The sequence below is a fragment of the Paraburkholderia phenazinium genome (assembly GCF_900141745.1).
GTDB classification, from domain to species: Bacteria; Pseudomonadota; Gammaproteobacteria; order Burkholderiales; family Burkholderiaceae; genus Paraburkholderia; species Paraburkholderia phenazinium_B.
Map to the genome: position 1 here is coordinate 3,538,699 of NZ_FSRM01000001.1, position 26,009 is coordinate 3,564,707.

The window sequence follows — 26,009 nt, forward strand, 5'->3', positions numbered from 1 at the left end:
AGGGATGTATTCAGACCGCCCCAGTACAAACACAATTGACCGTTACTAAAATAATCTTGGTGTGCCTACCCAGACGAGCACCGTCTCTTCGCCCGCGGTATTAGCCCATGCGTGCGGGACCGTTGACTCGTAGTGCGCGGTGTCACCGGCCTGCAACACGAACGTCGTACCTTCGAGCGTCAGAGCAATCTGTCCGCTCATCACATACAAAAACTCTTCTCCTGCGTGCGTCGTCACTTCCGACGGTTGCTGGCCGGCTGGCATCTTCACCAGAATCGCTTCCAGCTTCCGGTCGACCGACAGGTTCGTCAGCCTGCCGAACAGGTTCGCCGAATCGGCAAACCCAAAAAATTTCAGTTCATCTCCGCGGCACACCGACTTCGCTTCGGTCGGCGTTTCCACGAAGTACTGCACCGTGACGCCGAGTGCCTGGGCAATGCCGACTAGCGACGTGAGAGACGGCGTGGCCTGCCCTCGTTCCACTTGCGACAGGAACGGCTTCGAGATACCAGCCGCTTTTGCCGTTTCATCTAACGTGCGCTTAAGCCGTTGTCGCAACGCGCGAATCTTGCTGCCCATTGCGAGTGCGGCTGCGGCCTTCTTATCGAGTGGCGGAACCATAGCAAGACAGAATCCAGTAGTCAAAATTTGTTTGATCTAGGCAAATTAAGTTACATCGAGTGAGCGATGTCGGGCGCAAAGTCAGTTGAGAAATTGGGTTAGTGATCGCCCCGGGCGATAACCGGACGAAACCGGTCACCTGGGCGAGGATCGAATTCATCCAGTGCCATGAGATGGTTGAATGCACAACTAAAGTGCGAGCGCATTCCCTTCCCAGCCTGGAATCGTTGAATTGGAATAGAAAACCTTGTGCGCGAAACCGGCGAAAATCTGGCCGGCAGGCGCAAGCGCGTTGACGCGCCTGATGGAGAGTGACGATATCAAGACAAAATCGTCCGTCAAACTTTTTTTGATGGGAACAGATAGTGTTTAGAGTCTTTCCTCCAATTACAGGGTGAACTTGTGGCGCCAGACGGCTTGCAAACGCTGTTTTAGGATTGATAGTGACGTCTGCCGCAAGCCGGGAAAACCCTCGTCGCAAATACGCTACAAGGGCCTCCCGTCAGGCTCAGTTGAGAGGCTCTTTGAGAAAGCCCCCTCCTGATTGGCTACTTCAACCGTGGGTGCCTTCGCCGGCCTCGACCGGTACGGCCGCCTCGCGTTTGACGCCACGCGCCAACACCGGGCGCAGCGCTGCCCCGGTGTGGCTTTCTCGAACGCGCACAAGCCCCTCCGGATCCGTCGCCGCGACAATCGAGCCGCCGCCGACTCCCCCTTCCGGGCCGAGGTCGATGATCCAGTCGGCCTCGGCGATCACGTCCAGGTCGTGCTCGATGACGACGACACTATGACCGCCGTCCACCAACCGGTGCAACACGCGAATCAGCCGTGCCACGTCCGCCATATGCAGCCCAACCGTGGGTTCGTCCAGCACATAGAGTGTGTGCGGCGCCTTCTGGCCGCGCCGTGTGATGTCGTCGCGCACCTTGCTCAACTCGGTGACGAGTTTGATGCGCTGCGCTTCGCCGCCCGAGAGCGTCGGCGATGGCTGACCTAGCGTCAGATAGCCGAGGCCGACATCCTTCATCAACTGCAACGGATGCGCGATATTCGTGATGGGCGCGAAGAATTCGACGGCCTCGTCGATCTCCATGGTCAGCACGTCACCGATGTTTTTGCCGCGCCACGTGACCGCCAGCGTCTCCGGATTGAAGCGCTGACCATGACAGACGTCGCACGGCACCTTCACGTCCGGCAGGAAGCTCATGCCAATGGTGCGCACGCCTTGGCCTTCACAGGCCGGGCAGCGGCCTTCGCCTGTATTGAACGAGAAGCGCGAGGCCGTATAGCCACGAGCGCGGGCTTCCAGCGTGCCAGCGAACAGCTTACGGATGGCATCCCATACGCCTATATAAGTAGCGGGACAGGAACGCGGCGTTTTGCCGATTGGCGTCTGGTCGACTTCTAGCACGCGGTCGATGCTCTCCCACCCGGTGACCGCATCGCAACCCTGCCACGCATGCGTGACGTTCAGTTGCGTCCGCGGTGCGCTGCGGGCCAGCACGCTCGAGCGCCGGTTGGCGGCCGGTTCGTCTTGCGCCGCCTTGCGGGCACGACGGGTAGCCGGCGACGACAGCACGGAGCGCCCCACGGCATCCAGCAGGTTCGCCATCAGCACGTCGCGCGCGAGCGTCGATTTGCCCGAGCCGCTCACCCCCGTCACCGCCACGAGGCGCGCCAACGGCAACCCCACGGTTACATTGCGCAGGTTGTGCAGCTTGCCGCCATGCACCGTCAGCCACTGCTCCGGCACCGCCGCTGCGCTTTTGACCTTCGGCTTCACCGTGCGGCGCGGCTGCAACGGATGCACGATCGGGTTTGCAAGGAATTGCCCCGTCAACGAGTCTGATTGCGCTGACAGATCGGCCACGCTGCCCTGCGCGACCAGCGTGCCACCGCGCTTGCCCGCACCGGGGCCAATATCGATGATGTGGTCGGCACGCCGGATGGTGTCCTCGTCATGCTCGACGACGACCAGCGTATTACCCTTCTCGCCGAGCTTGCGCAGCGCGTTCAGCAGAATCTGGTTGTCGCGCGGATGGAGACCGATGGTCGGCTCGTCGAGTACGTAGCAGACCCCTTGCAGGTTGCTGCCCAGTTGCGCCGCCAGCCGGATGCGTTGCGCCTCGCCGCCCGACAGGCTCGGTGCCGCGCGGTCGAGGCTCAGATAGCCAAGCCCCACTTCCTCGAGAAACTGCAGCCGGCTGCCGATCTCGCTTACGACGTCGCGGGCAATGTCCGCGTCGCGGCCCGTCAGGTCCAGCGCGTCTACCCAGCGGCGCGTGTCGCTCACCGTCCATTGCGCAACGTCGACGATCGCCTGGGCCTCGAAGGTCACCGCCCGCGCGGTCGGATTCAGGCGCGTGCCGTGGCAATCCGGACACGGTTCGTCGACTACGCCTTCCGGTTCCTGCTCTTCCGAGGGCAAGCTCTGCTCCCGGCCGCGGCCGTCTTCGGCGACCACCGTATCGTCGTAGGCTGCGCGTTGCTCGCGCGTGAGTGCGAGGCCTGTGCCGACGCAGGTCGTACACCAGCCATGCTTGCTGTTGTACGAGAACATCCGCGGGTCCAGTTCCGGATAGCTCGTGCCGCACACCGGACAGGCGCGCTTGGTGGACAGCACCTTCACCGTCCCTAGCCTTGCGGTGGCGCTGCCGCTCTTCAACGCGTTCTGCAGGCCGTCGAGCGGCGCGAGCAAATGCATCACGCCCTTGCCGATTTCGAGCGTTTCGTCGAGCAGGCGGCGCAACTCCGCTTCGTTGTCAGCGGACACGACGACGTCGGCCACCGGCAACTCGATCGTGTGCTCGCGAAAACGGTCGAGCTTGGGCCACGGGTCGACCGGCAGGAACTCGCCGTCCACTCGCAGATGGGAATTGCCACGCGCCTTCGCCCATTTGGCGAGATCGGTATAGACGCCTTTGCGGTTCACCACCAGCGGTGCGAGGAAGCCGACGTGTTGCCCCTTGTGGTCACGTAGCAACTGCGCTGCGATCGATTCCACGCTCTGTGCCGTGACCGGTGTGCCGTCGTGGATGCAATGTTGCAGTCCGAGCTTGACGTACAGCAGCCGCAAGAAATGCCAGACTTCCGAGGTGGTCGCCACAGTACTCTTGCGGCCGCCGCGCGAGAGGCGCTGCTCGATGGCCACGGTCGGCGGAATGCCATACACCGCGTCGACTTCGGGACGCCCTGCCGGCTGCACGATCGAACGCGCATAGGCGTTGAGCGACTCCAGGTAACGGCGCTGCCCCTCATGGAACAGGATGTCGAACGCGAGCGTCGACTTGCCCGAACCGGACACGCCCGTGATTACGTTGAACTTGCCATGCGGGATATCGACGTCGAGCGATTTCAGGTTGTGCTCACGCGCGTTGACGATGCGCACCACGTCCTCGCCTTCCACGGCACGACGCGCACGCGCCGCGGTCAACGCCTTTTGCAGCGGCATGCCTTGCGCGGCAGGATCTGCCGCCGCATCCATGGCCGCGTCGTACTGAAGCAGCGCCTGGCCGGTGTACGACTCGGCGCAGCGCTTGACCTGTTCCGGCGTGCCCGCGCACAGCACCCGGCCGCCGCCGTCGCCGCCTTCCGGCCCGAGATCGATCAGCCAGTCGGCCGCGCGGATCACGTCGAGGTTATGCTCGATCACGATCAAGGAATGGCCGCCCGCCAGCAGTTTGCCGAACGCCTGCATCAGCTTGGCGATGTCGTCGAAATGCAGCCCCGTGGTCGGCTCGTCGAACATGAAGAGCCGCACTGCGGTTGCCTGCTTCGCGCTGCGCGCGGTCTTCGCCTGCGCCGCCTCGGCGAGGAAGCCGGCCAGCTTGAGCCGCTGCGCTTCGCCGCCCGACAAGGTAGGCACCGGCTGGCCCAGTTTCACATATTCAAGACCCACGTCGACGATCGGCTTCAGCACGCGCAGCACTTCCGCATCCCCGGCGAAGTACGCGGTTGCCTCGCTGACGGTCAACTCCAGCACGTCGGCGATGCTCAACGCACGCGCCGGCGTGCCGCGCTCGATCTTCACTTCGAGCAGTTCGGCGCGATAACGACGACCATCGCAATCCGGGCAACGCAGATAGACGTCGCTCAGGAACTGCATCTCGATGTGCTCGAAGCCCGAGCCGCCGCAAGTCGGGCAGCGGCCGTCGCCCGAGTTGAAGCTGAACATGCCCGGACCGTAGCCGCGTTGCTGTGCGAGCGGCACCTTGGCAAACAGCTTGCGGATCTCGTCGAACGCGCCCACATAACTCGCGGGGTTCGAGCGCGCCGTCTTGCCGATCGGCGACTGGTCGACGAACACGACCTCGTTCACCTGATCGGCGCCGAGCAGACGCCGGAACGCACCGGGCGATTCCGTCGCGACGCCGAGATGACGCGCCAGCGCCGGATACAGAACGTCCTGGATCAGTGTCGATTTGCCGGAGCCTGAAACGCCGGTAACGCACACGAGGCGTTGCAACGGAATTTCGACGGTCACGTCCTGCAGATTGTGCTGGCTCGCGCCTTCCAGCACGATGCGCGGCGTCTCCTTCGTGACCGGCCGGCTCGACCAGAGCGAGACATCGGCCACGTGGCGGTGTCCGCCGAGATACTCGCCCGTTAGCGTGCCCGACGAGCGGATGTCTTCGGGGACGCCGTCAAAAATGATCGTGCCGCCGCGCTCACCCGGACCGGGGCCCATGTCGATCAACCGGTCCGCCGCCAGCATCACCGACGGATCGTGCTCGACCACCACCAGCGTGTTGCCCGCATCACGCAAACGGTGCATCGCTTCCACGATGCGGTTCAGATCGCGCGGATGCAGCCCGATGCTCGGCTCGTCGAGCACGAACAGCGTTTTGGTGAGCGACGTGCCGAGCGCCGTCGTAAGGTTGATACGCTGCACCTCGCCGCCCGACAACGTGCGGCTCTGGCGATCCAGCGTCAGGTAGCCGAGCCCGACATCGCACAGATACTTCAGGCGCGTGCGTACCTCGGCGAGCAGCAGCTTTAGAGCATCGTCGAGCAGCGCGCTCGGGAGGTTGAGGTTGTCGAAGAAGCGCCGGATACGCTCGATGGGCAGCAGCATCAGATCGTGCACCGTCAGACCTGGCAGCGCTTCGAGTTGCGCGCGATTCCAGTCCACGCCGCGTGGCAGGAAGCGCTGCACCGGTTCCAGCACGGCGTCCGCATTGACCTTCGTGCCGAGACGCCACAGCAGCGATTCGGTCTTCAGACGCGCACCGCCGCAGACCTCGCACGGCGTGTAGCTGCGGTATTTCGACAGCAGCACGCGGATGTGCATCTTGTACGCTTTCGATTCGAGGTATTCGAAGAAGCGCTTCACACCGTACCAGTGGCTCTGCCACTTGCCGTTCCAGTCGGGCGAGCCGTTGATGACCCAATCGCGCTGCGGCTGGGTCAAAGCGGACCAGGCCGTGTCACGCGGGATGCCAGCCTTGGCCGCGTAGCGCATGAGGTCATCCTGACACTCCTTCCAGGCCGGCGTTTGCATAGGCTTGATCGCGCCGCCGCGCAAGGTCTTGCGCTCGTCGGGAATCACCAGGCCCAGATCGACGCCGATCACGCGGCCAAAGCCGCGGCAGGTTTCGCACGCCCCATAGGCGGAGTTAAACGAAAACAGCGCGGGCTGCGGATCGGCGTAGCGCAGGTCGCTGTCCGGGTTGTGCAAGCCAGTGGAAAAACGCCAGATCTGCGGCTCGGCTTCGGCGGACTCTTCCGACGCTTGCGGCAGCACATAGACGTTCACACGTCCGCCGCCGCGCTTCAGCGACGCTTCAATGGCTTCGACGGCACGGCCCTTCTCGACCGCGCTCAGACGGAAGCGGTCGGCCACGACGTCGAGCAGCTTGCGCGGGCCAGTGGACGACTGCACCTCGCGCTGCGCCTGCACGCGCGTATAGCCGCTCGCGGAGAGCCATTGCGCGACCTCTTCTTCGGTGGCGGACTCAGGCAATTCGACCGGGAACGTCACTACAAGGCGCGGATCGTCCGCCGCCGTGCGCGCGGCCAGATCGCCATAGATCGTCTCAGGCGAATCGTGCCGCACGGGCTGAGCCGTCTTGCGATCGAACAGTTCGGCCGCGCGCGCATACAGCAGCTTCAGATGATCGTTGAGCTCGGTCATCGTGCCGACTGTGGAGCGCGAACTGCGCACGGGATTGGTCTGGTCGATCGCGATGGCCGGCGGCACGCCGTCGACACGGTCTACCTGCGGCCGGTCCATGCGGTCGAGGAACTGCCGCGCATACGCGCTGAACGTTTCGACATAGCGTCGCTGCCCTTCCGCGTACAGCGTGTCGAACACGAGGCTCGACTTGCCGGACCCCGAAGGCCCCGTTACGACCGTCATCTCGCCTGTCTGCAGGTCGAGATCGAGGTTCTTGAGGTTGTGCTGACGCGCTCCGCGAATGCGGATTTTTCCTGTAGATGACAATTTGCCCGACCGTCTGAATGAGTTGGCCACATCTTACGGCCGCTTTGCGACCGTAATGATTCACCGCGCCCGACCATATGGATCAATCGCCGCAGGGCGGATTTGAAGGGAACACTATACTGTATATTTATACAGTTTTCCATCGATGGTGCGGCCATGCGGTGTGGGTCTCGTTGCAAGCGTTGGGCCTGCTATGCCCAGCCGCGGTCAATGCCACAAAAACCCCGTAAGGCGCCGATAGTTTCAGAAAGACCCATAAAGACAACTAGTTGCTACGATGCGCGCGTACTCACGGGGAATTCAAAAAATGAGTCGCATAATCAAGGTGCTAATACTGGCGGGCGTGCTCAATCTGCAGGGTTGTGCGTCGTCGGTCGAGACGTTTGCTACAGGGGTCGTGGTCGGCGCAGTGGCCGGTGTGACGGCGGTGACCTGTGCGGTCGTGTGTCACTGACGCGGATGACCAGGCGGGCATCGCCAGGCGGTCGCCACCGCCACCTCACTCAAAGCGGATCGTCCAGATGCGCGCCATCCTCTTGCGGCGCCTCTGAACCCATCGCCGCCCGCTTGCGCCGCACGTGATACGCGCTCAGCAGACCATGCGCCACCATGTCGAGTGCTGGTTTCACGAGCCCGTTCTTGTCAGTCCAGACCTTCGGCGTCAGCGCACCGCTCAAGGCCACGCTATCCGCATCGCTTAGCGCGAGCAAGCCCGTCTGCACCTCGTCGTCGAACGCAATCACGTTGACGAACAGCGTATCGCCGTCACCGGTGGTCGCACGCACCTTGCACGTCACAAAACGCTTGCCGTTCTGTCCAGTGCGGATCTGGGCTTCTCCATAGAGCCGCCCGCCTACCAGTCCATCGATCATCTCATCCGCTCCTGTTTCCTGTGGCTCGCGAGGCGTGAGCGCCTTGCGCGAGCCGTATGATCCCACGAGCGGAGCCGATCTCCGCGTTAAAACGCGCTCTTCACCACGCCGCCGTCGACGCGCAATGCAGCGCCGGTCGTCGCCGATGCCAGCGGACTCGCAACATACGCCACCAGCGAGGCCACTTCCTCGGTCGAAGCAAAGCGCTTGATCAGCGAAGTCGGCCGCACGTGTTCGAAGAACTCCTTCTCGACCTGCCCGGACGTTTTGCCGTCGGCCTTGGCAAGACCGTCGACGAAGTCGCCCACTCCGCGCGATTTGGTCGGACCCGGCAGCACGGTATTGACGGTAATGCCGGTGCCCGCGACAGATTCCGCAATGCCGCGCGCCACCGCAATCTGCGCCGTCTTGGTTACACCATAGTGGACCATTTCGACGGGAATCTGCAGCCCGCTCTCGCTCGAGATGAAAATGATACGCCCCCAGTTGGCCCGCTTCATCGACGGCAGGTAGAGCCGCGCCAGACGCACTCCGCTCAGCACGTTGACATCGAAAAAGCGCTGCCAGTCCTCATCCGGGATCTCTTCGAATGGCTTCGGCTCGAAAATGCCGAGATTGTTGACGAGAATCTCCACATCCGGATAGCGCCGCGCGAGTTCGTTAGCCACGTCGGCCTTGCTGAGGTCGCCGGCGAAACCCAGCACGTCCCCACCTGTGCTCGATTTCAGTTGTGCGACCACTTCATCCACCGCTTCCTGCTTGCGTCCGTTGACGATCACGCGCGCGCCTTCCTGCGCCAGAGCGCTGGCAATGGCGAGGCCAATGCCGGCAGTGCTGCCGCTCACCAGCGCCAGTTTGCCTTTCAGTTGCAGATCCATTCTGTTTCCTCTCTATCGGTAAGTCGGGCAAGTCGCATAAATCGAAAAGCCGCCGGTCGAAACCGCGGAAAGGCGCCGCATGCGCCCAAAGCGCGGCGCAATCCCTCTGTACTCAATCTACCGCAGAACGCTGGCCGAGCGCGCCGACGACGCGATCGAACCATTCTGGCGATACGCCGCCTATTTGATAATTGGCGTAGCATTTGAATAACTTTCAAATTCAGGCAGGCAATGGCAACCGATCGACTCGGCGATATGCAGCTATTCGTTGAAGCAGCAGCAGCCGGCAGCCTGTCGGCGGCCGGCCGCAAACTGGGCCTCTCGCCGGCTGCCGCCAGCGCGAGGCTTCTCAAGCTCGAGGCAGCATTGCACGCGCGCCTTTTCGAGCGCACCACCCGCCAGTTGCGCGTAACCGATGAAGGGCGGCTCTATCTGCAACACTGCCGTATCGCGCTGCAAGCCATCGAAGATGCCGAAGCCGCTCTCCAGGCGGGACAAAACCAGGTGCGCGGCAAGCTGCGGATTTCGGCCACCTCCGATTTCGGTCGCAACCTGCTGTATCACTGGCTCCACGAATTCAGCTCGCTGCACCCGGAGGTGAGCTATGCGCTCAGCTTGTCGGATTCGGTCTCGAACCTGCTGCAGGAAGACATCGATCTGGCGATCCGTTTCGGCCTGCCGCTCGACAGCTCGCTGGTGGCACGCCGCCTCGCGCCGAACCGGCGCGTGTTGTGCGCGTCGCCGGACTACGTGGCGCGGCATGGCGAACCGAAAACACCGGCTGACCTCGCCAATCACCGCTTCATCGTGCTGGTGACAGCGGCCGGACCGCTGAACGAATTCCGCTTCGCACAGGACGACGAGCGCGTGACCTACACGGTGCCCATCGAACGGTCCTGGGAAACCAACGACGGCGCGCTTGCGCGAGCGTGGGCGCTGGCAGGTCATGGCATCGTCCACAAGTCGATCTGGGATATCGCGGCGGACGTGCGCGCCGGCACGCTGACCATCCTGCTGCCGGACTGGTGCACCAACGAGGCGGGCGTCCACGCGCTATTCCACGGCAACCGCTATATGGCGCCGCGCGTGCGTGCGCTGCTGGACTTCCTGGTCGCGCGTTTTGAGCAGGCCGCTGACGAACTGCTCGGCGATCTCGCGCACTTGCCGGAGCGCCTGCAAAAAGACCTGTCCCGCAAGCGCTGAAGATGCGCCGCGGTGTGCCTGCGGCATTAAGCTAAAGGCACAGAGAAAACTCGGCTACACACTAGCCGCCTCGAAGATATCGCGCAGCCACTGCGCAAACACTCGCACCCGCGACGACAACTGCCGGCTCTGCGGATACAGCACGGAAACCGGCATCGGCGGTGGCGGAAAGTCCTGCAGAATGATCTTCAGCTGTCCCGTCTTCAGCTCCTCCGCCACGCGGTAGCGCGGCACCTGCACGATCCCCAGTCCCGCCACGGCGCTACCGGTATAAAGATCCGCGCCCGCCACCGACACCACCGAGCCGAGATTCACCGCGCTCACCTGCTCGTCGATCGTAAATTCAAGCGGCAGCGCCTTTCCGGTTGCACTTGAGACGTAATTGACCGCACGATGCGCCGACAACACCGCCGGATCGCCCGGCTCCCCATACTTCGCCAGATACGCGGGGCTCGCCACGGTGACCTGCGAAAGCTGTGCGACGCGCCGCCCCACCATCGACGAATCCTGCAGGCTCCCAACCCGCAGCACGCAATCGACGCCCTCGCGCACGAGGTCGACCAGCCGGTCGTCCTCGCCGAGGTGCAGTTCGATCTGCGGATACTGCGCAAGAAACGCCGGCAGCGCGGGCACGACAAAAGTGCGCGCAAGCGTGCCCTGCAGATTGGCCCGTAACAGACCCTTGGGCGCAGTGTTCCTGAACGACTCCTCCGCCTCCTCCAGATCGGCAATCAGGCGCACGCAACGGCGGTAATGGGCCTCGCCATCGTGCGTCAGACGCACCGTCCGGGTGGTACGCTCGAGCAGCCGCGTGCCGAGCCGCTGCTCCATGCGCTTGAGCAGATTGGTGACGGTGGCGCGTGGAATCTGCAGATCGTCCGATGCGTGGGTAAAGCTCTGGCGCTCGGCGATGCGTACGAACACCCGCATTTCCTCGAAGCGGTCCATGGGCGGCGCTCCCGGTCATTATTAAAGTGAATGGAACGATGATACCAAGCTAGGCCAGATTATCTTCAAAACGGAATGATCCATGATTCACCTCACGGACCCGCCGCGCTCAAGAGACGCACCTAGGAGACCGAGCAAGGACAACCGGGTCGCCCCGAACCACCCACCCTGAGGAAACGAATCATGAACACCGCAAACAACCCGTCCAAAGTCGCTCTCGTCACCGGCGCTTCGCGCGGCATCGGCGCAGCTGTCGCCCGCCGTCTCGCCAGCGACGGTTTCTCCGTAGTCGTCAACTACGCATCCAGCTCGAACGAAGCCGACGCGCTGGTCGCCGAACTGAAAGCTGCAGGCGCGCAAGCGATCGCCGTGAAAGCCGACGTCGCCAAGGCCGACGAGGTACGCCACATGTTCGAGATCAGCGAACAGCAGCTCGGCAAGGTCGACGTGCTCGTGAACAACGCCGGCGTGCTGAAGACCGTGCCGCTCGCCGACACCTCGGACGCCCTGTTCGACCAGACGCTCAACATCAACCTGCGCGGCACCTTCAACACGCTGCGCGAAGCGGCGGCACGCATGAGCGACGGCGGCCGCATCGTCAACTTCTCGAGCACGACGCTCGCGCTGAACATGCCCGGCTATGCGGTCTACAACGCAACCAAAGCAGCCGTCGAAGCATTCACGCATGTGTTCGCCAAGGAACTGCGCGGCCGCAACATCACGGTGAACGCCGTGGCGCCAGGGCCGATCGCCACCTCGCTGTTCCTCGACGGTAAAACCGACGAGCAGATCCAGACCTTCGCGAAGATGCCGCCGCTGCAACGCCTCGGTCAGCCGGACGATATCGCGTCGGTCGTGTCGTTCCTCGCTGGTCCCGACGCGGGTTGGGTCAACGGTCAGATCCTGCGCGCCAACGGCGGAGTCGCTTAAGCGCGACCGGCTACCAACCTCATAACCAAACAACAAACCTTCCGGAGAAAAATCATGCACAACGTCATTCTGGTTACGGGCGCCGGCACAGGCATCGGCAAACTCACGGCCCAGGCACTCGCCGAGGCTGGTCATATCGTCTACGCGACGATGCGCGACGTCGAAGGCCGCAACAAGCCGCGCGCCGACGAATTGCGCGCGCTCGCCAAAGAACGCGGCATCGCCTTGCATCCGCTCGAACTCGACGTGCTGTCGCAGGACTCCGCCGATGCAGCTGCCGCAACGATCATGCGCGAGCAGGGACGCATCGACGTGGTGATGCAAAACGCCGGGCATCTGGTAGTCGGTCCCGCTGAAGCCTTCACGCCCGAAGAGATGGCAAAGGTCTTCGACACCAACCTGTTCGGTGCGCAACGCGTGAACCGCGCTGTGCTGCCCTATCTGCGCCAGCAGGAGACCGGGCTGATGCTGTGGATCAGCAGCACCACGACCAAGGGCGGCTTTCCGCCGTTCATGGGCCCGTACGGTGCAGCGAAGGCTGCGATGGATTCGCTCGCCGTCACCCTCGCGTATGAAATTGCACGCTTTGGCATCGAGACTTCGATCGTCGTGCCGGGCGCTTTCACGCAAGGCACTGACCACTTTCCGAGCGCAGGCAAACCGGCTGACACCGGTATCGCCACAGCGTACAGCCGGTATGACGGCGTGATGGATCAGATCGGCGCGCGTCTCTCGTCGCTCACGCCGGCAGACGCCGATCCGCAAGCGGTCGCCGATGAAATCGTGCGGATCGTCGGCTTGCCGAAGGGCACCCGGCCGATGCGCTCGGTGATCGACTTCGTCGGCGACGGTGCGCGCGAAGTGCTCGAAGTATCGGAGCGTGTGCGAATCGACTTCGCAAAACGGATCGGTATGGGCGATCTGCTCGAAGCCAGGGTCACGCGCTAAACTGCTCGCGAACGCGAGGCTCCCGTGCCATGATGGGATATGAACCCGCAGCGGCGTCAGCCGTCTGCCGAACCCCATCGAGGCACTGGAGTTGTCAATGACCGATCGCGAGACGCTGCATCCGTTGCGCCCCTTGCTGAAGAACTACGTGTGGGAGCATGGCAAGATCGGCACGCGCTATCTTGACTGCAGCAACGGCGAGATCAAGTTCGACGACGGCAAGAAGTCGCGCTTTGCCGCTGAAAAATACATCTACGTGCCGCTCGGCAAAGACGCCGTCGACGACCCGCAGATCGACGGTCCCTCGATCCAGGAAGCAGCGCTCGCGCGCTTCCTGCGCGCCGCCCAGCTGGGCAAACCGGAAGAAGCCGGCTCGCCGGCAGATGTGCAGCGCGCGGCGCAAGACTGCATGGAACTGGCCGTGTTCAGCGCCTATCAACGCGAGGCACACGAAGCCCAGGCGCGCTACGCCGAGGAAGCGATGTTCGACGACGAAATCCGCGCGGCGGTGGTGAGCGATATCCGTCGTCTGTACGCGGGCATGCGCGAGCATCTCGCACTCTACGACTTCACGGTGCTGCTCGGTTTGCCTGCACCGCTGCTCTTTAGCGACATGCCCTTCATCGACTGGCGGGTGCGTGTCAAACCCGCGCTACCGCTCGTCTCGTTGCCGCTTGGACCTTACTCGCTGCTGGTGGGAACGCCCTCGGGCCGCACCAGCAAAGTGGCGCCGGTGATGTGGAAGACAGCAGCCTCCATGGGCGTATTGAAGGACCACAACCGCCTGATGGTGGAAGGCGCACACCTGTGGCTGGTGGCCACCTCGGACGACCAGCTCGTCGCGGTGCAGGAGCGCTTTCGTCCCGCAGAACCGGACGCAACGCCCAATGCAGCGCAACCGTAACAGCAGCATGCCGCTCTGCCGCGCGCCTGACCCGGGCGCGGCTTTCAGGCGCTCCACAGACTGCCCAGATGAACCAGGCGCAAAAGCGAGGCACGGTACACTAAGCCGAACATTCCGGGAACCGCTCAATTGGCAAAAGTCTCAACGATCCGCGACGTCGCCGAATTGGCCAACGTGTCCAAGGCCACTGTCTCGCGCTACCTGAACGGTACGCTCTCGCTGCCGCCGGAAACAAAGAAACGCGTCGACGATGCCGTTATCGCACTCAACTATCGGCAAAACAGTCTCGCGCGCCGCCTGAGCCTCGGCAGCAGCGAAACGATCGGCCTCGCCATGCCCGACGTCGCCAATCCGTTCTTCGCAGAGCTCGCCGACGCCGTCGAGGAAGCCGCCTCGGAAGGCGGCTTCGGCCTCTCGTTGTGCATCACACGCAATCGCCTCGAACGCGAAGCGCTCTATCTGAGCTGGCTCGACACTCGCCATCTCGACGGCCTGATCTTCGCAACCAACCGTCCCGACGACGGCTCGCTCAGACAACTGATCGGCGAGCGCGGCAACATCGTGCTGATCGATGAGGACGTGCCGGGTGTCGATGTGCCAAAGGTATTCGTCGACAACAGCGAGGGCGGCTATCTGGCCACGAAGCATCTGATCGACGCCGGCCATACGCGGATTGCCCACGTCACCGGGCCGGAGCCGCTCCTCACCGTGCGCGAGCGCTACGAAGGCTATCGTCGCGCGCTCGACGAAGCCGGCATCCCGCTTGACCCCGCCCTCGTACTGTTCGGCGCCTATGACCGCAGCTTCGGCGAGGCAGCCGCGGCTGAGCTGGCCTCGCGCGAATTCCCGCCAACCGCCGTATTCGCCTCCAGCGATTACCTCGCGGTCGGCATGCTCGAAACGCTGCGCGACAGAGGTCTGGATGTGCCGGGCGACATGTCGATTGTCGGCTTCGACGATATGGAGTTCGCCAGTCTGCTGATGCCGCCGATTACCACCCTGCGGCAGTCCGCACGCGAACTCGGCCGCGCCGGCGTGGCCATCCTGCTCGCCATGCTGGCCGGCGACAGCGACGCCCCGTCCCTTTCGCCCGACGCCACGCCCGGCAAACCGGTCCACCGTCTGCCGGTGCGCCTGATCGAACGCGCCTCGGTGGCGCCTCCGCGCAAACGGTAGCCGCGCACCGCAGACCGCCAGGCATAGGCCGTCAAGCGAGTCCTCCATGCAAGCCAGGGCGCTCCTAAGTAGTTTCCCTTGGTCTTTATTGAAAACATTGACACCGAAATACTCGCCACTTACTTTTAATAAACCGGTTTACAAGAAGGCGGACGCGATGTCGGTTGCGTCCTTGAAAGTCTTTTCCACTCCCCGGGGCAGTCGCTTTGCGCGTGCTGTCCCGACCACCCAGAAAAGGAATTTCGATGAACGCAGCTATAGCTTTGCGCCGTCTCGCCGTCACTGTGCTCGCGCTCTCGACGCTCGGCGCCAGCGGCCTCGCCTGTGCCGCAGGCAAAAAGATCGCCCTCGTGCAGATCAACCAGGAAGCGCTCTTCTTCACCCAGATGGATGAAGGCGCGCAGAACGCGGCTAAGGCGGCCGGCGTCAACCTCGAGATCTACAACTCGAACAACGACCCGAACGCGCAGAACAACGCGATCGAGACGTACATCCAGCAGAAAGTGGACGCCATCCTGGTGGTGGCAATCGACGTCAACGGCATCAAACCGGCCATCACCGAAGCGAAAAAAGCCGGTATTCCGGTGGTCACCATCGACGCCATCGTGAACGGCGACAACTCGGTCCAGGTCGGCGTGGACAACAAGAAAGTCGGCGTGGACATCGGGAAATTTACGGCTAACCTGATCAATAAGTCGCTTGGCGGCAAGGCGCAGATCGGCGTGGTCGGGGCGTTGAATTCGTTCATCCAGAACGTCCGGCTCGACGGCTTCAAGGAAGGCGTCGCCAGCGCACCCGGGGCGAAGATCGTCGCCACCGTCGACGGCCAGAACGTTCAGGATCAGGCGCAAACTGCAGCAGAGAATCTGATTTCGGGTAATCCGACCCTGCAGGTCGTCTATGCGACCGGCGAGCCGGCCCTGATCGGTCTGGTGGCCGCGGCGCTTTCGCAGAACGCGACCGATCATCTGAAAATCGTCGGGTGGGATCTGAGCGCGCAGGCCATCAAGGGTATCGACTCGGGCTTCGTTGCCGCTGTCGTCCAGCAGGATCCGGAAGGCGAAGGCAAGGCGGCGGTCGGCGCTGCGCTCAAACTGATCAACAAGCAGCCGGTCGAAAAGAATATCTCGGTGCCGGTCACGATCGTCACGAAGGCGAACGTCGACAAGTACCGCGCGATTTTCAAGTGAGCCGGCAGAGGACACGCACATGAACAGCGACGCCATCCCTCCACGCGTACGCATGGAGAACATCACCAAAAGCTACGGCGCGGTGCAGTCGCTGCGCGGTGTGAATCTGGAAGTGGCGCCCGGCGAGGTGCTGGGTCTCGTCGGCGATAACGGCGCGGGCAAGTCGACGGTCTCCAAGGTGCTGTCCGGCGCGGTGATTCCCGATAGCGGCACGATCGAGATCGACGGCAAGCCGGTCCGTTTCGCGGATCCCGGCGACGCCCGCGCGCATCGCATCGAAATGGTCTATCAGGACCTGTCGCTATGCGACACCGTGGATGTCGCCGGGAACCTGTTTCTGGGCCGCGAACCGATGCGGCGTCTGCTCGGCGTGCCGATGCTCGATCACGCCAAGATGCACCACGATGCGCGCGAGATGCTCAACGGCCTGGGCATCCGCATTCCGGACACCCGCCTCGATGTCGAGAATCTCTCGGGTGGTCAACGGCAGGCCATTGCGATTTCACGCGCGGCGTCGTTCGATCCGAAGGTGCTGATCATGGACGAACCGACCGCGGCACTGGCCGTAGCGGAAGTCGAAGCCGTGCTCGAACTGGTGCAGACCATCAGCAAACGTGGCGTGAGTGTGATTCTCATCAGCCATCGTCTGCAGGACATGTTTCTGGTTTGCGACCGGATCAGCGTGATGTACGAAGGCCAGAACATCGCGGAGCGCAAGATTGCCGACACCAATCTGGAAGAGATCGTCGACCTGATCGTCGGACGCAAATTCAAGGCACGCTCGGCGCGGGCTCTTGCGGAGAACGAATGATGGAAATCGCCATGCATAAGGAGAAGGATCAGCAGGAACAGAAGGCGTCGCGGCGCTCGTTCAGAAACCGGCTTGGCGGTAATGCCGGGGTTGCCAGCATCGCGGTGTTCTTCCTGTGCTGCGCGGTAGCCTTCAGTTTCGCTACCGATACCTTTCTCACCACGGGCAATCTGCTGAACGTATTGCGCCAGAGCGCCCCGCTGCTGATCGTGGCAACCGCGATGACGCTCGTGATTACCACCGGCGGCATCGATCTGTCGATCGGCTCGACCCTCGCGCTGGTCGGCGCGCTGGCCGCTATCGCGCTGCATGCGGGCGCACCGGACAGCGTGGTGCTGATTGGCGGCATCCTGCTCGGTGCGCTTATTGGTGCTATCAACGGCTATTTCATCGCATGGGCCGGTATGCCGGCGTTTATCGTGACGCTCGGGACGCTCTCAGTGGTGCGTGGTCTCGCGCTGCTGATCACGCAGGGCTATTCGGTACCGATCGAAAACGACGGCTGGTTCGTGCAACTCGGACGTGGACATCTGCTCGGCGTGCCGATGCCTGCGGCAATCTCGATCGTGATTCTGCTCGCCGGATGGTTCGCACTGCGTCATATGCGTTTCGGGCGTTACGTGGTGGGTATAGGCACGAACGCAGAAGGGGTGCGGCGTGCGGGTGTCAACGTACGCGTCGTTACCTTGAAGGTCTACATTCTGAGCGGCGCGGCGGCCGGGCTGGCTGGTCTCATCACCACCGCGCGCCTGGGCAGCGGCTCGTCGAATCAGGGCGTCGGTTTCGAACTCGCGGTCATCGCCGCCGTCGTGCTCGGCAGTACGAACCTGTTCGGTGGACGCGGCACGATTCTCGGCACCCTGCTCGGTGCGCTGACCATCGCCGTATTGGGCAACGGCCTGATCCTGATCCACGTATCGCCGTTTTATACCCAGATCATCCAGGGCGCCATCATGCTGCTCGCCATCTGGATGAACACGCGCATTTTCACGCCGCAACGCGGCCGCAAGGGTTGAGTCATGACGTCGATCTTTCGCCCGGTTGATCCGCTGCCGGTCGGCGTAGATAGCGGCCACGTAATGACCGTGCTCGGACCGCTGCCAGTCGCACAGATGGGCGTGACGCTGATGCACGAGCACATTCTGCTGGATGCGTCGGGCAAGTGGGTACCGCCGACCTGCTGCGGCGAGCGCGAGATCGGCGAGCAGAAGGTGCATATCGGCATTCTCGGCGCGTTGCGGATGAACCCGCTGATGAACCGCGACAACTGCCAGTTGTTCGACGTCGAAGCCGCGATCGATGAACTGATGCGCTTTCGCGAACTCGGCGGCAATACGGTGGTGGATCCGACCAACCTCGGCATCGGCCGCGACCCGGCTGCCTTGCAGAAAATCGCGCGGCGTACGGGCCTGAACATCGTCATGTCAACCGGCTTTTACCTGGAGCCGACGCATCCGCGCTATGTCAGCGAGCGCTCCATCGACGATCTGGCCGCGCAACTGATTTTCGAAGTCGGCGGTGCGGACGAGAAGCCCGAAGTGGTGGCCGGCCTGATTGGCGAAATCGGCGTGTCCGCGGCTTTCACCGCGCACGAAGAGAAATCGTTGCGGGCAGCCGCGCGCGCCAGCGCGGCGACCCATGTGCCGTTGTCGATCCACCTGCCCGGTTGGGTGCGGCACGGCCACCGTGTGCTCGATATCGTCGAACAGGAAGGTGCAGACCTGAATCACACGGTGCTGTGCCACATGAATCCGAGCCACATGGATACGGAATACCAGCACGCGCTCGCGCGTCGCGGCGCCTGGCTCGAATACGACATGATCGGTATGGACTACTACTATCCCGAGGAAGACGCGCAGTCGCCATCGGACGAAGAGAATGCGCGGGCAATCAGGGCACTGATCGACGCGGGCTTCATCGACCGTTTGCTGATGTCGCAGGACGTGTTTCTCAAGACCATGTTGACGCGCTATGGCGGCCACGGTTATGGCTACATCCTCAGGCATTTCGTGCCGCGGCTACGACGCCACGGTGTGACGGCCCCGCAAATCGAAACGCTGATGATCGCCAACCCGGTCAGGGTCTTTTCACGGCAACGCGAGGCAGGCAGATAGACAGATGCACAGGCAGACCGCTTTCGACGCGTGTCTGCCCGCTCAACAGTAAACCGGTTTTACGCAGCGCATGCCGCCGCCGACACGGCCGCCCGCGCGCCTAACAGGAGATTCGCATGACCCGATCCGTATTGCTGGCCGGAGAGAGCTGGACCAGCACGTCGACACACATCAAGGGATTCGATCAGTTTCCGACGGTGACGTATCACAACGGCGCCACGCTGTTTCTCGACGCATTGAAAGACAGCCGCTATGCGATCACGCATATGCCGAGCCATGAAGCACAAGAAGAATTTCCGACCACGCTCGAAGGCCTGCTAGCGTATGACGCGATCATCCTGTCCGACATCGGCGCCAATACGCTGCTGCTGCATCCGGACACGTGGGCGAAGAGCCAGCGCACGCCGAATCGCCTCAAACTGCTGCGCGAGTATGTGGCGGCCGGCCGCGGGCTGATGATGATCGGCGGTTATCTGAGCTTTCAGGGCATCAACGGCAGTGCGCGGTTTCGTGGGACGCCCGTTGAGGATGTGCTGCCGGTTACTTGCCTGCCCTATGACGACCGGGTCGAGGTGCCCGAAGGATTTACGCCGCAGGTGGTGGCTTCGCATCCGCTAGTTGAAGGCCTCGGCACTGCGTGGCCGCATCTGCTCGGTTACAACGAAGTGCAGGTCAAGCCTGGGGCGACTGTCATTGCCACCGTGCCGGAGACTGGCCATCCACTGCTGGTTGCGGGTACCTTTGGTCAGGGCCGTTCGCTGGCATGGACGAGCGACATGTCGCATCACTGGCTACCGCCGGAGTTCTCCGCGTGGGATGGCAATGCGCGGCTGTGGCTGAACTGCCTCGACTGGCTTACGTCGACAGCGGCGCACTAGGCTCTCGCTGTCATGCGCGCAGATATCCCGTTGGCTCACACGACGTTCGACGCACTCAACCCGGCGCCGCGTGTCTGCGTAGTCGGCAATGCGGCGCTCGATCTGAGCCTGCGCGTCGAACGCCTGCCGGTGGCGGGCGAGACTTCGCTCGCCGTCGAAACGCTCTACGATCTGGGTGGCAAGGGCGCCAATCAGGCCGTGGTCGCGGCACGCGCAGGCACACCGACACAGTTGTTCGCAGCGGTCGGTCAGGATGCCGAAGGGGATCGCATCGTTGCGCAGTTGAGTGCAGAAGGTATCGACACCCGCCATATGATGCGTGTGCCCTACCCGACCGATCTGTCCATCATCACCGTGGATGCGCGCGGCGAGAACACCATCGTCACGCGTAACGAAGCCGCCGCCCGTTACGGTCCCGAGGCAAGCAGCATCGTTGATGCGACCCGCGCCGGCGACTGGATCGCATTGCAGGGCAACCTAAGCGCGGACTTCACGGCGCAGATGCTGAGCGCCGCTCGGCTCGGTGCGCGCCGCACGCTGCTCAATCCCGGACCGGTGTGTTTCGATTGCGTGCCGATGCTTGGCGATGTTGACGTGCTGGTAGTTAACCGCGTCGAGGCGGCAACACTCAGCGCCCACGACGATCCGGTGCGCGCTGCCGCGGCGCTGCTGCATGCAGGTGCCCGCGAAGTCTGTGTCACGCTCGGCGCGCAAGGCGTGTTGTGGTGCAACGAGCGCGGCACGCAGCATCTGCCCGCCATGCCAACGACCGCGATCGATACCGTAGGCGCCGGCGATGCGTTTTGCGGCACGCTACTCGCTGCGTTCGGCCACGGCCTGGCGATGCCATTGGCGTTGCGCTGGGCTCAGGCCGTTGCCGCTGTCGTCGTCACACGGCGCGGTGCACAAGCCAGCTTTCCCGACCGCGCAACGATGCGCGATCTGCTTCTTTCCGTCCCACCCTTGGCCTCTCCCACTCAGGTAAGTTGAATCGATATGGACACTTCTTCTGGCGTCGGACGCGGGCAGACCGACTGCATCAAGCGGATCTTCGGACGCGCCCGTGGCGTGGTGATTGGCGTGATCCACTGTCCGGCCTTCCCTGGCTCGCCGCGATATCAAGGGGCATCGAGCCAGGCGCTATACGAGGGAGCGCTTGCCGATGCGCTTGCGTATCGCAACGGCGGCGTCGATGGTCTGATCATCGAGAATCACGGTGATGTGCCGTTCTCCAAGCCCGAAGACATCGGGCACGAAACCTCGGCATTCATGGCGGTGACAGCCGATCGCATCGCGCGCGAAACCGGCCTGCCCATCGGCATCAACGTTCTGGCGAATGCGGCGATTCCGGCGCTGGCCATCGCCGCGGCGAGCCAAGCTGCGTTCGTGCGCGTCAATCAGTGGGCCAATGCGTACATTGCGAACGAGGGCTTTATCGAGGGCGCGGCCGCCAGCGCCTTGCGTTACCGGGCGCGTCTGCGCGCGGACGGCATTAGTGTGTTCGCCGACGCGCATGTCAAACACGGTGCGCACGCCATCGTCGCGGACCGCGCGCTGGAGGAACTGGTGCGCGACGTCGAATTCTTCGATGCGGATGCCATCATCGCCACCGGACAGCGCACGGGCGACGCTGCGAGCGCTGATTATCTGCGGCAGATCCGGGCGGCGACGAAACTGCCGCTGCTGGTGGGGAGCGGCTGCACTGAAGGCAATGTCGCGGAGATTCTTTCTATCGTGGACGCGGTGATTGTCGCGAGTTCGTTGAAGGTGGGGGGCGTGTGGTGGAATCCGGTTGATGAGACGAAGGTACGCGCATTTATGCAGGCGGCGCGTTAGCTGCAGTGCGCCGCGTCACGACTCCGGCTCGCGACTTACGGCTCACGCAACTACGACTGCGGCCGGATAACCAGTTCCGCAAAGCCCGAACCCGCATCGTGCTCGCGTGAAAAACGATGCTCGGGCAGCAGCGCCAGCAATATTTCCGCCGTAGTTCGAACGATGCAGCCGCGCGTCACATGTCCGCCCGACACCTGTCCATGCGCGTCGGAAACGGACATGTGCAAATGCGCACCATCGGGTGAGATCGATCCGGCCAGCGTGAGAATCTCCATGTCGCCTCGCAACTCGGTGGGCTGATCCACGCCAGCGAAGCGCAACTGCGCGACGCTCAGACTGCCGATGCCCTGCAGCACAAAGGCCGCTTGCACACCGAACCCGCGCAGCGCGTCTTCAAGCGCGCCGCGCAGGTCATCTCCCGGAGACAAGCGCATCGGATGCGTTTGCATAGCTCATACTCCCTCAACTACCCACTACTTCCCATTCGTCTCGCGCATATGTTGCGCGACCGCCTTGTAATCATAGGTCGGATAAAACTCCGTGCGGTAGCCGCCCCATGCGGTCTCCTCGATCGCCCGGTTGACTTCGCGTAGACGGTTTGCCGGTACACGCAACGTCACGACCTGGCCAATGCCCATCATCACATACCACGACACCACCTCGATCCCCGGCGGCGGAAAAGCCTTATAGAAACCCTGCGCACGCAGTTCGTCGTTGATTTTCGGCAACGGCCTGGATTCGTCGTGCCGCAGAAAAATAGTCAGCAGGAAGGTATCGTCACCGGCGGGCACAGGGGCCGCGGTCTCGACACCAGGTGCTCCGGGCACGCCCTTGACAGCAGTCGGAGCAGCGCCAGGCGCAGCCGGGTCTGCGCTCCACGCCGACCCGGAGATCCCGGTAGTTGCGGCAACAACCAGTACGGAACACAGCACAGTACGGCAAGTTAGCGTAATCGACATCGAATGCCTCCATGGTCTATACGGACACGCGGTATCGTGCCCCGGCCCTGCACGCAAAGCAATATTTGCTCCCAGCAACTGTTTCGCCTCATGCGCAGCGAGGACTTTCGCCGCCATCTAATTTTGTTAAGGTAATCTCGCGCGATTGCGAATCGCCTCGACGGCGCAGGGGCTATGGCAACGGCACGGAAGCACAGCAAGGCGTGGCGGCTTCCGCGTTCACATTTCAACAAGAACCTCACTATGAGACGACGCAGTTTCTTCGCTTCAATCGGTCTGCTGGCCTCCGCTATCACCACAAGGAATGCATCCGCCCTGCCCCCGGCCCTCGCACACGGGCACGGTGAAAACGCCCCCGATCCGTCCAGCGCCGCACAGACCGCCCGCCACTATCTGGACCGGATTGCCCGGCTCGACCGGCGCGGCCCGGAATTGCGCAGCATCATCGAACTCAATCCGGACGCACTGCAAATGGCGGCTGCGCTCGATGCCGAGCGCGCGGCCGGCACGCTGCGTGGCCCGTTGCACGGCATGCCGGTCGTGATCAAGGACAACATCGCGACGGGCGACCGCATGTCGACGACCGCCGGTTCGCTGGCGCTCGACGGCGTGCACGCCACCCGCGACGCGCATCTGGTCGAGCGCCTGCGCGCGGCCGGCGGTGTGATCCTCGGCAAGACCAACCTGAGCGAATGGGCCAACATCCGCTCAGGACGCTCGACCAGCGGCTGGAGCGGGCGCGGTGGACTCTCGCGCAACCCGTATGCCCTGGACCGCTCCACGAGCGGCTCCAGTTCCGGCTCGGCGGCCGCCGTTGCGGCGAACCTCACACGCATGGCGATCGGCACCGAGACCGACGGCTCGATCGTCTCGCCGTCGTCGATCATGGGTGTGGTCGGGCTCAAGCCCACGGTAGGACGTATCAGCCGCGACGGCATCATCCCGATCTCGCACACGCAGGACACGCCTGGCCCGATCGCCCGCACTGTGAGCGATGCCGCGTTGCTGCTCACTGCGCTGGCCGGACCCGACCCGCGCGATCCTGCAACGCTCGGCGCGCCCGCGCCTGCCGACTATCTCGGCGCACTCGACAAAAACGCGCTGCGCGGCGCGCGCATCGGCGTGGCCCGCGAGTTCTTCAGCGGCCACGACGAAGTCGACGAAAGGATCGACTATGCGATTGCGCGGCTAGCCATGCTGGGAGCCGAGGTGATCGACCCGATCAACCTGCCGAAGGTGAACTACGACACCGAAGAACAGTCCGTGCTGCTGCACGAATTCAAGCACGATCTACCGTTGTGGCTCGCGAGCTTCGCCCCGCACGCGCAGATTCGTACGCTCGCTGATGTGATCGCCTTCAACAATGCGAACCACGAGACCGAGATGCCGTACTTCGGCCAGGAGCTGCTGATCCAGGCTGAGGCGCTGGGCGACCTCGACAGCGAGGTCTACATAAAAGCGCTGGCCGCCTGCCGCAAGGGCTCGCGTGACGAAGGCATCGACCGCGCGATCCGCGAACACAAGCTGGATGCGATTGTCGCCCCGACCGGCGGCACCGCGTGGCTGACCGATTTCATCAACGGCGACAGCAGCGGCGACGGTTTCTCGACACCAGCCGCAGTAGCCGGCTATCCACATCTGACGGTGCCGGCCGGCCTCGTGCGTGGCCTGCCGGTCGGTTTGTCGTTCGTCGGTCCGGCATGGAGCGAAGCGCGACTGCTGGCGCTCGGTTATGCGTTCGAACAGGCGACGCAGTGGCGCGAGGAGCCGCAGTACATCCAGCACTCGAGTATTCCGCCGGTCAGGGTTTGATCAGAGCTGGCCGTCGAGCAGCGCCGCGAGCCGCTCGACGAGCTTCTCCTTGAGCGGGCGGCGCAACCAGTCATCCAGCGTCACCTGCTCCGACTTCGCCAGGTCGTCGGCAAAAATCGCTGCCTGACGCTGCGCGAAATCGCGGTCATAGATGTTCAGGTTCGCTTCGTCGTTCAGCTTGAACGAGCGGCTATCGAAGTTGGTCGAGCCTACCGATACGAGATATTCGTCCACCACCAGCAGCTTGCAGTGAAACATGGTGGGCTGGTACTCGTACATCTCGACACCCGCCTTCAACAGATCGCCCCAGCACGCGCGCGACGCCTCGCGCACGGTATGCGTGTCGATCCGCTGACCCGGCGTGAGCACCTGCACCCTGACGCCGCGCCGCGCGGCTTCGACGAGCGCGTTGATGGTCAGCTTGTCCGGCACGAAGTACGCGCTCGCCAGATGGATCGAGTGGGTCGCCGCCGTGATCGCCATCAGATACATCAACTGCATGTCGTCGCTGCCGCCCGATGGCGAGCTGCTGAACATATGCGCGACACCGTCGCCGCAGGGTGCGATCTCCGGAAAATAGTCGGGCCCGTGCAGCACATTGCCGCTCGCCTTGACCCAGTTGTCCATGAAGACCGCCTGCATGTGCCCGACTACCGGGCCGGCGACGCGAAAGTGCGTATCGCGCCAGTGCTGCGGATCCTGCGCATGGCCGGTCCATTCGGGCGCAATGCCGACGCCACCGGTGAAACCGGTGTGCCCGTCGATCACCAGCAGCTTGCGGTGGGTCCGGTCGTTCATGCGACCGAGTCCGGTCCAGTGTGGCTTGTGATAGCGGAACACTTCGGCGCCGCTGTCGTTCAGTATCTGCAGATAACGCCGGTCCATCTTCGACGAGCCCATCCAGTCCAGCAGCACATGCACCGCCAGGCCCTCGCGCGCTTTCTCGGCGAGCGCTTGCGCAAACTGCTCGCCGATCTCGCCGGACCAGTAAATAAACGTCTCGAACGTAATGGATTTCTGCGCCGTGCGGATTGCGGCGAGCATCGATGGAAAAATCGCATCGCCGTTCACGAGCACCTCGAAGCGGTTGCCTCCGATGACGGGTGGCCCGAGCAGCAGGCCCATCGAGCGCAAAAATTGCGGGTCGTCGCTGGCGTAGAGCCGCTCGATGTTGTGCTCGATCTTTTTCTCGCCGCTCGACAGGTTGGCGATCATCAGCACCACGACGAGCGTTACAAAGGCGGTCAGCAGAATCGTCAGCATGCGTGGATCCGGTTTGGCCCGCCAAAGCGAGCCGCGTGGGCAACATCAGTCTGCCAGCACGGTTTGTGCCGCACTCCGGTTGAGCATCTTCCGCACCCTTCGCATAGTCCGCACATGCCCCCTCGTCCTGCACCGCACAAGCGTTCGAAAACCGCATTGCGCGTTCATGTAGGGAACACTTCAGAGCAATTGTGCGCGTTCCAATGCCATAATCGCGACTTCGT

Annotated in this window: 22 protein-coding genes; 14 read left to right on the top strand and 8 right to left on the bottom strand. The window is 63.2% G+C overall.

Annotation, left to right across the window (positions count from 1 at the left end; all coding sequences use genetic code 11):
• Positions 1 to 45 precede the first annotated feature (45 nt).
• The gene (locus tag BUS06_RS15850) at positions 46 to 621 is read right to left on the bottom strand and encodes a helix-turn-helix domain-containing protein (RefSeq protein ID WP_074265128.1); all 576 of its coding nucleotides are present in this window, start codon (positions 619 to 621) and stop codon (positions 46 to 48) included.
• Between the two features lie 553 nt (positions 622 to 1,174).
• Entirely contained in the window at positions 1,175 to 7,063 is a 5,889-nt protein-coding gene (uvrA, locus tag BUS06_RS15855; RefSeq protein ID WP_074265129.1) for an excinuclease ABC subunit UvrA, read from the bottom strand.
• Between the two features lie 307 nt (positions 7,064 to 7,370).
• On the opposite strand from uvrA, the gene BUS06_RS37855 reads away from it, so the two are divergent.
• Positions 7,371 to 7,517 carry a hypothetical protein gene (locus BUS06_RS37855; RefSeq protein WP_167379392.1) on the top strand — a complete coding sequence of 49 codons (147 nt, stop codon included), beginning with the start codon at positions 7,371 to 7,373 and terminating at the stop codon, positions 7,515 to 7,517.
• 49 nt (positions 7,518 to 7,566) lie between these two features.
• On the opposite strand, the gene BUS06_RS15860 is transcribed toward BUS06_RS37855, so the two are convergent.
• Both BUS06_RS15860 and BUS06_RS15865 read right to left on the bottom strand, forming a co-directional pair.
• A complete protein-coding gene (locus tag BUS06_RS15860; RefSeq protein WP_074265130.1) occupies positions 7,567 to 7,935 on the bottom strand; it encodes a single-stranded DNA-binding protein in 369 nt (122 codons plus the stop codon).
• 86 nt (positions 7,936 to 8,021) lie between these two features.
• Positions 8,022 to 8,813, bottom strand: coding sequence for an SDR family NAD(P)-dependent oxidoreductase (locus BUS06_RS15865; RefSeq protein ID WP_074265131.1), 792 nt, complete (start codon positions 8,811 to 8,813; stop codon positions 8,022 to 8,024).
• Positions 8,814 to 9,044: 231 nt separating this feature from the next.
• Here BUS06_RS15865 and BUS06_RS15870 point away from each other — a divergent pair, with 231 nt between their 5' ends.
• Complete coding sequence (locus BUS06_RS15870) at positions 9,045 to 10,016, top strand: LysR family transcriptional regulator (protein ID WP_074265132.1); 972 nt, start codon at positions 9,045 to 9,047, stop codon at positions 10,014 to 10,016.
• A 54-nt stretch (positions 10,017 to 10,070) separates the two neighbouring features.
• Here BUS06_RS15870 and BUS06_RS15875 read toward each other — a convergent pair whose 3' ends face one another.
• On the bottom strand, positions 10,071 to 10,964 hold the full coding sequence (locus tag BUS06_RS15875) for a LysR family transcriptional regulator (RefSeq protein WP_074265133.1): 894 nt from the start codon (positions 10,962 to 10,964) through the stop codon (positions 10,071 to 10,073).
• A 183-nt stretch (positions 10,965 to 11,147) separates the two neighbouring features.
• Here BUS06_RS15875 and BUS06_RS15880 point away from each other — a divergent pair, with 183 nt between their 5' ends.
• From BUS06_RS15880 to BUS06_RS15930, 11 genes are all read left to right on the top strand, one after another.
• Positions 11,148 to 11,894: an SDR family oxidoreductase gene (locus tag BUS06_RS15880; RefSeq protein WP_074265134.1), complete on the top strand. Its 747-nt coding sequence runs from the start codon at positions 11,148 to 11,150 to the stop codon at positions 11,892 to 11,894.
• 54 nt (positions 11,895 to 11,948) lie between these two features.
• Positions 11,949 to 12,842 carry an SDR family oxidoreductase gene (locus BUS06_RS15885; RefSeq protein WP_074265135.1) on the top strand — a complete coding sequence of 298 codons (894 nt, stop codon included), beginning with the start codon at positions 11,949 to 11,951 and terminating at the stop codon, positions 12,840 to 12,842.
• A 97-nt stretch (positions 12,843 to 12,939) separates the two neighbouring features.
• The gene (locus BUS06_RS15890) at positions 12,940 to 13,746 is read left to right on the top strand and encodes a hypothetical protein (RefSeq protein ID WP_074265136.1); all 807 of its coding nucleotides are present in this window, start codon (positions 12,940 to 12,942) and stop codon (positions 13,744 to 13,746) included.
• 129 nt (positions 13,747 to 13,875) lie between these two features.
• On the top strand, positions 13,876 to 14,922 hold the full coding sequence (locus BUS06_RS15895) for a LacI family DNA-binding transcriptional regulator (RefSeq protein ID WP_074265137.1): 1,047 nt from the start codon (positions 13,876 to 13,878) through the stop codon (positions 14,920 to 14,922).
• Positions 14,923 to 15,167: 245 nt separating this feature from the next.
• On the top strand, positions 15,168 to 16,112 hold the full coding sequence (locus BUS06_RS15900; RefSeq protein WP_074265138.1) for a substrate-binding domain-containing protein: 945 nt from the start codon (positions 15,168 to 15,170) through the stop codon (positions 16,110 to 16,112).
• 19 nt (positions 16,113 to 16,131) lie between these two features.
• A complete protein-coding gene (locus tag BUS06_RS15905; protein ID WP_074265139.1) occupies positions 16,132 to 16,923 on the top strand; it encodes an ATP-binding cassette domain-containing protein in 792 nt (263 codons plus the stop codon).
• Positions 16,920 to 17,939 (top strand): ABC transporter permease, encoded by a 1,020-nt coding sequence (locus tag BUS06_RS15910; RefSeq protein WP_254368852.1) that lies wholly within the window; start codon positions 16,920 to 16,922, stop codon positions 17,937 to 17,939. The genes BUS06_RS15905 and BUS06_RS15910 overlap by 4 nt, the downstream gene beginning before the upstream one ends.
• A gap of 3 nt (positions 17,940 to 17,942) precedes the next feature.
• Positions 17,943 to 19,037 carry a phosphotriesterase family protein gene (locus BUS06_RS15915; protein WP_074265140.1) on the top strand — a complete coding sequence of 365 codons (1,095 nt, stop codon included), beginning with the start codon at positions 17,943 to 17,945 and terminating at the stop codon, positions 19,035 to 19,037.
• Positions 19,038 to 19,153: 116 nt separating this feature from the next.
• Positions 19,154 to 19,915, top strand: coding sequence for a glutamine amidotransferase (locus tag BUS06_RS15920; protein WP_074265141.1), 762 nt, complete (start codon positions 19,154 to 19,156; stop codon positions 19,913 to 19,915).
• 12 nt (positions 19,916 to 19,927) lie between these two features.
• On the top strand, positions 19,928 to 20,905 hold the full coding sequence (locus tag BUS06_RS15925; protein WP_074265142.1) for a ribokinase: 978 nt from the start codon (positions 19,928 to 19,930) through the stop codon (positions 20,903 to 20,905).
• Positions 20,906 to 20,911: 6 nt separating this feature from the next.
• Entirely contained in the window at positions 20,912 to 21,751 is an 840-nt protein-coding gene (locus BUS06_RS15930) for a BtpA family protein (protein ID WP_074265143.1), read from the top strand.
• Between the two features lie 50 nt (positions 21,752 to 21,801).
• On the opposite strand, the gene BUS06_RS15935 is transcribed toward BUS06_RS15930, so the two are convergent.
• Positions 21,802 to 22,200, bottom strand: a complete 399-nt coding sequence (locus BUS06_RS15935; RefSeq protein ID WP_074265144.1) for a PPC domain-containing DNA-binding protein — start codon at positions 22,198 to 22,200, stop codon at positions 21,802 to 21,804.
• A 24-nt stretch (positions 22,201 to 22,224) separates the two neighbouring features.
• Complete coding sequence (locus BUS06_RS15940) at positions 22,225 to 22,710, bottom strand: hypothetical protein (protein ID WP_083611438.1); 486 nt, start codon at positions 22,708 to 22,710, stop codon at positions 22,225 to 22,227.
• A 243-nt stretch (positions 22,711 to 22,953) separates the two neighbouring features.
• Between BUS06_RS15940 and BUS06_RS15945 the strand changes: the two genes are divergently transcribed.
• Entirely contained in the window at positions 22,954 to 24,522 is a 1,569-nt protein-coding gene (locus tag BUS06_RS15945; protein ID WP_074266126.1) for an amidase, read from the top strand.
• On the opposite strand, the gene cls is transcribed toward BUS06_RS15945, so the two are convergent.
• Positions 24,523 to 25,785 carry a cardiolipin synthase gene (gene cls, locus BUS06_RS15950; protein ID WP_074265145.1) on the bottom strand — a complete coding sequence of 421 codons (1,263 nt, stop codon included), beginning with the start codon at positions 25,783 to 25,785 and terminating at the stop codon, positions 24,523 to 24,525.
• Positions 25,786 to 26,009 lie beyond the last annotated feature (224 nt).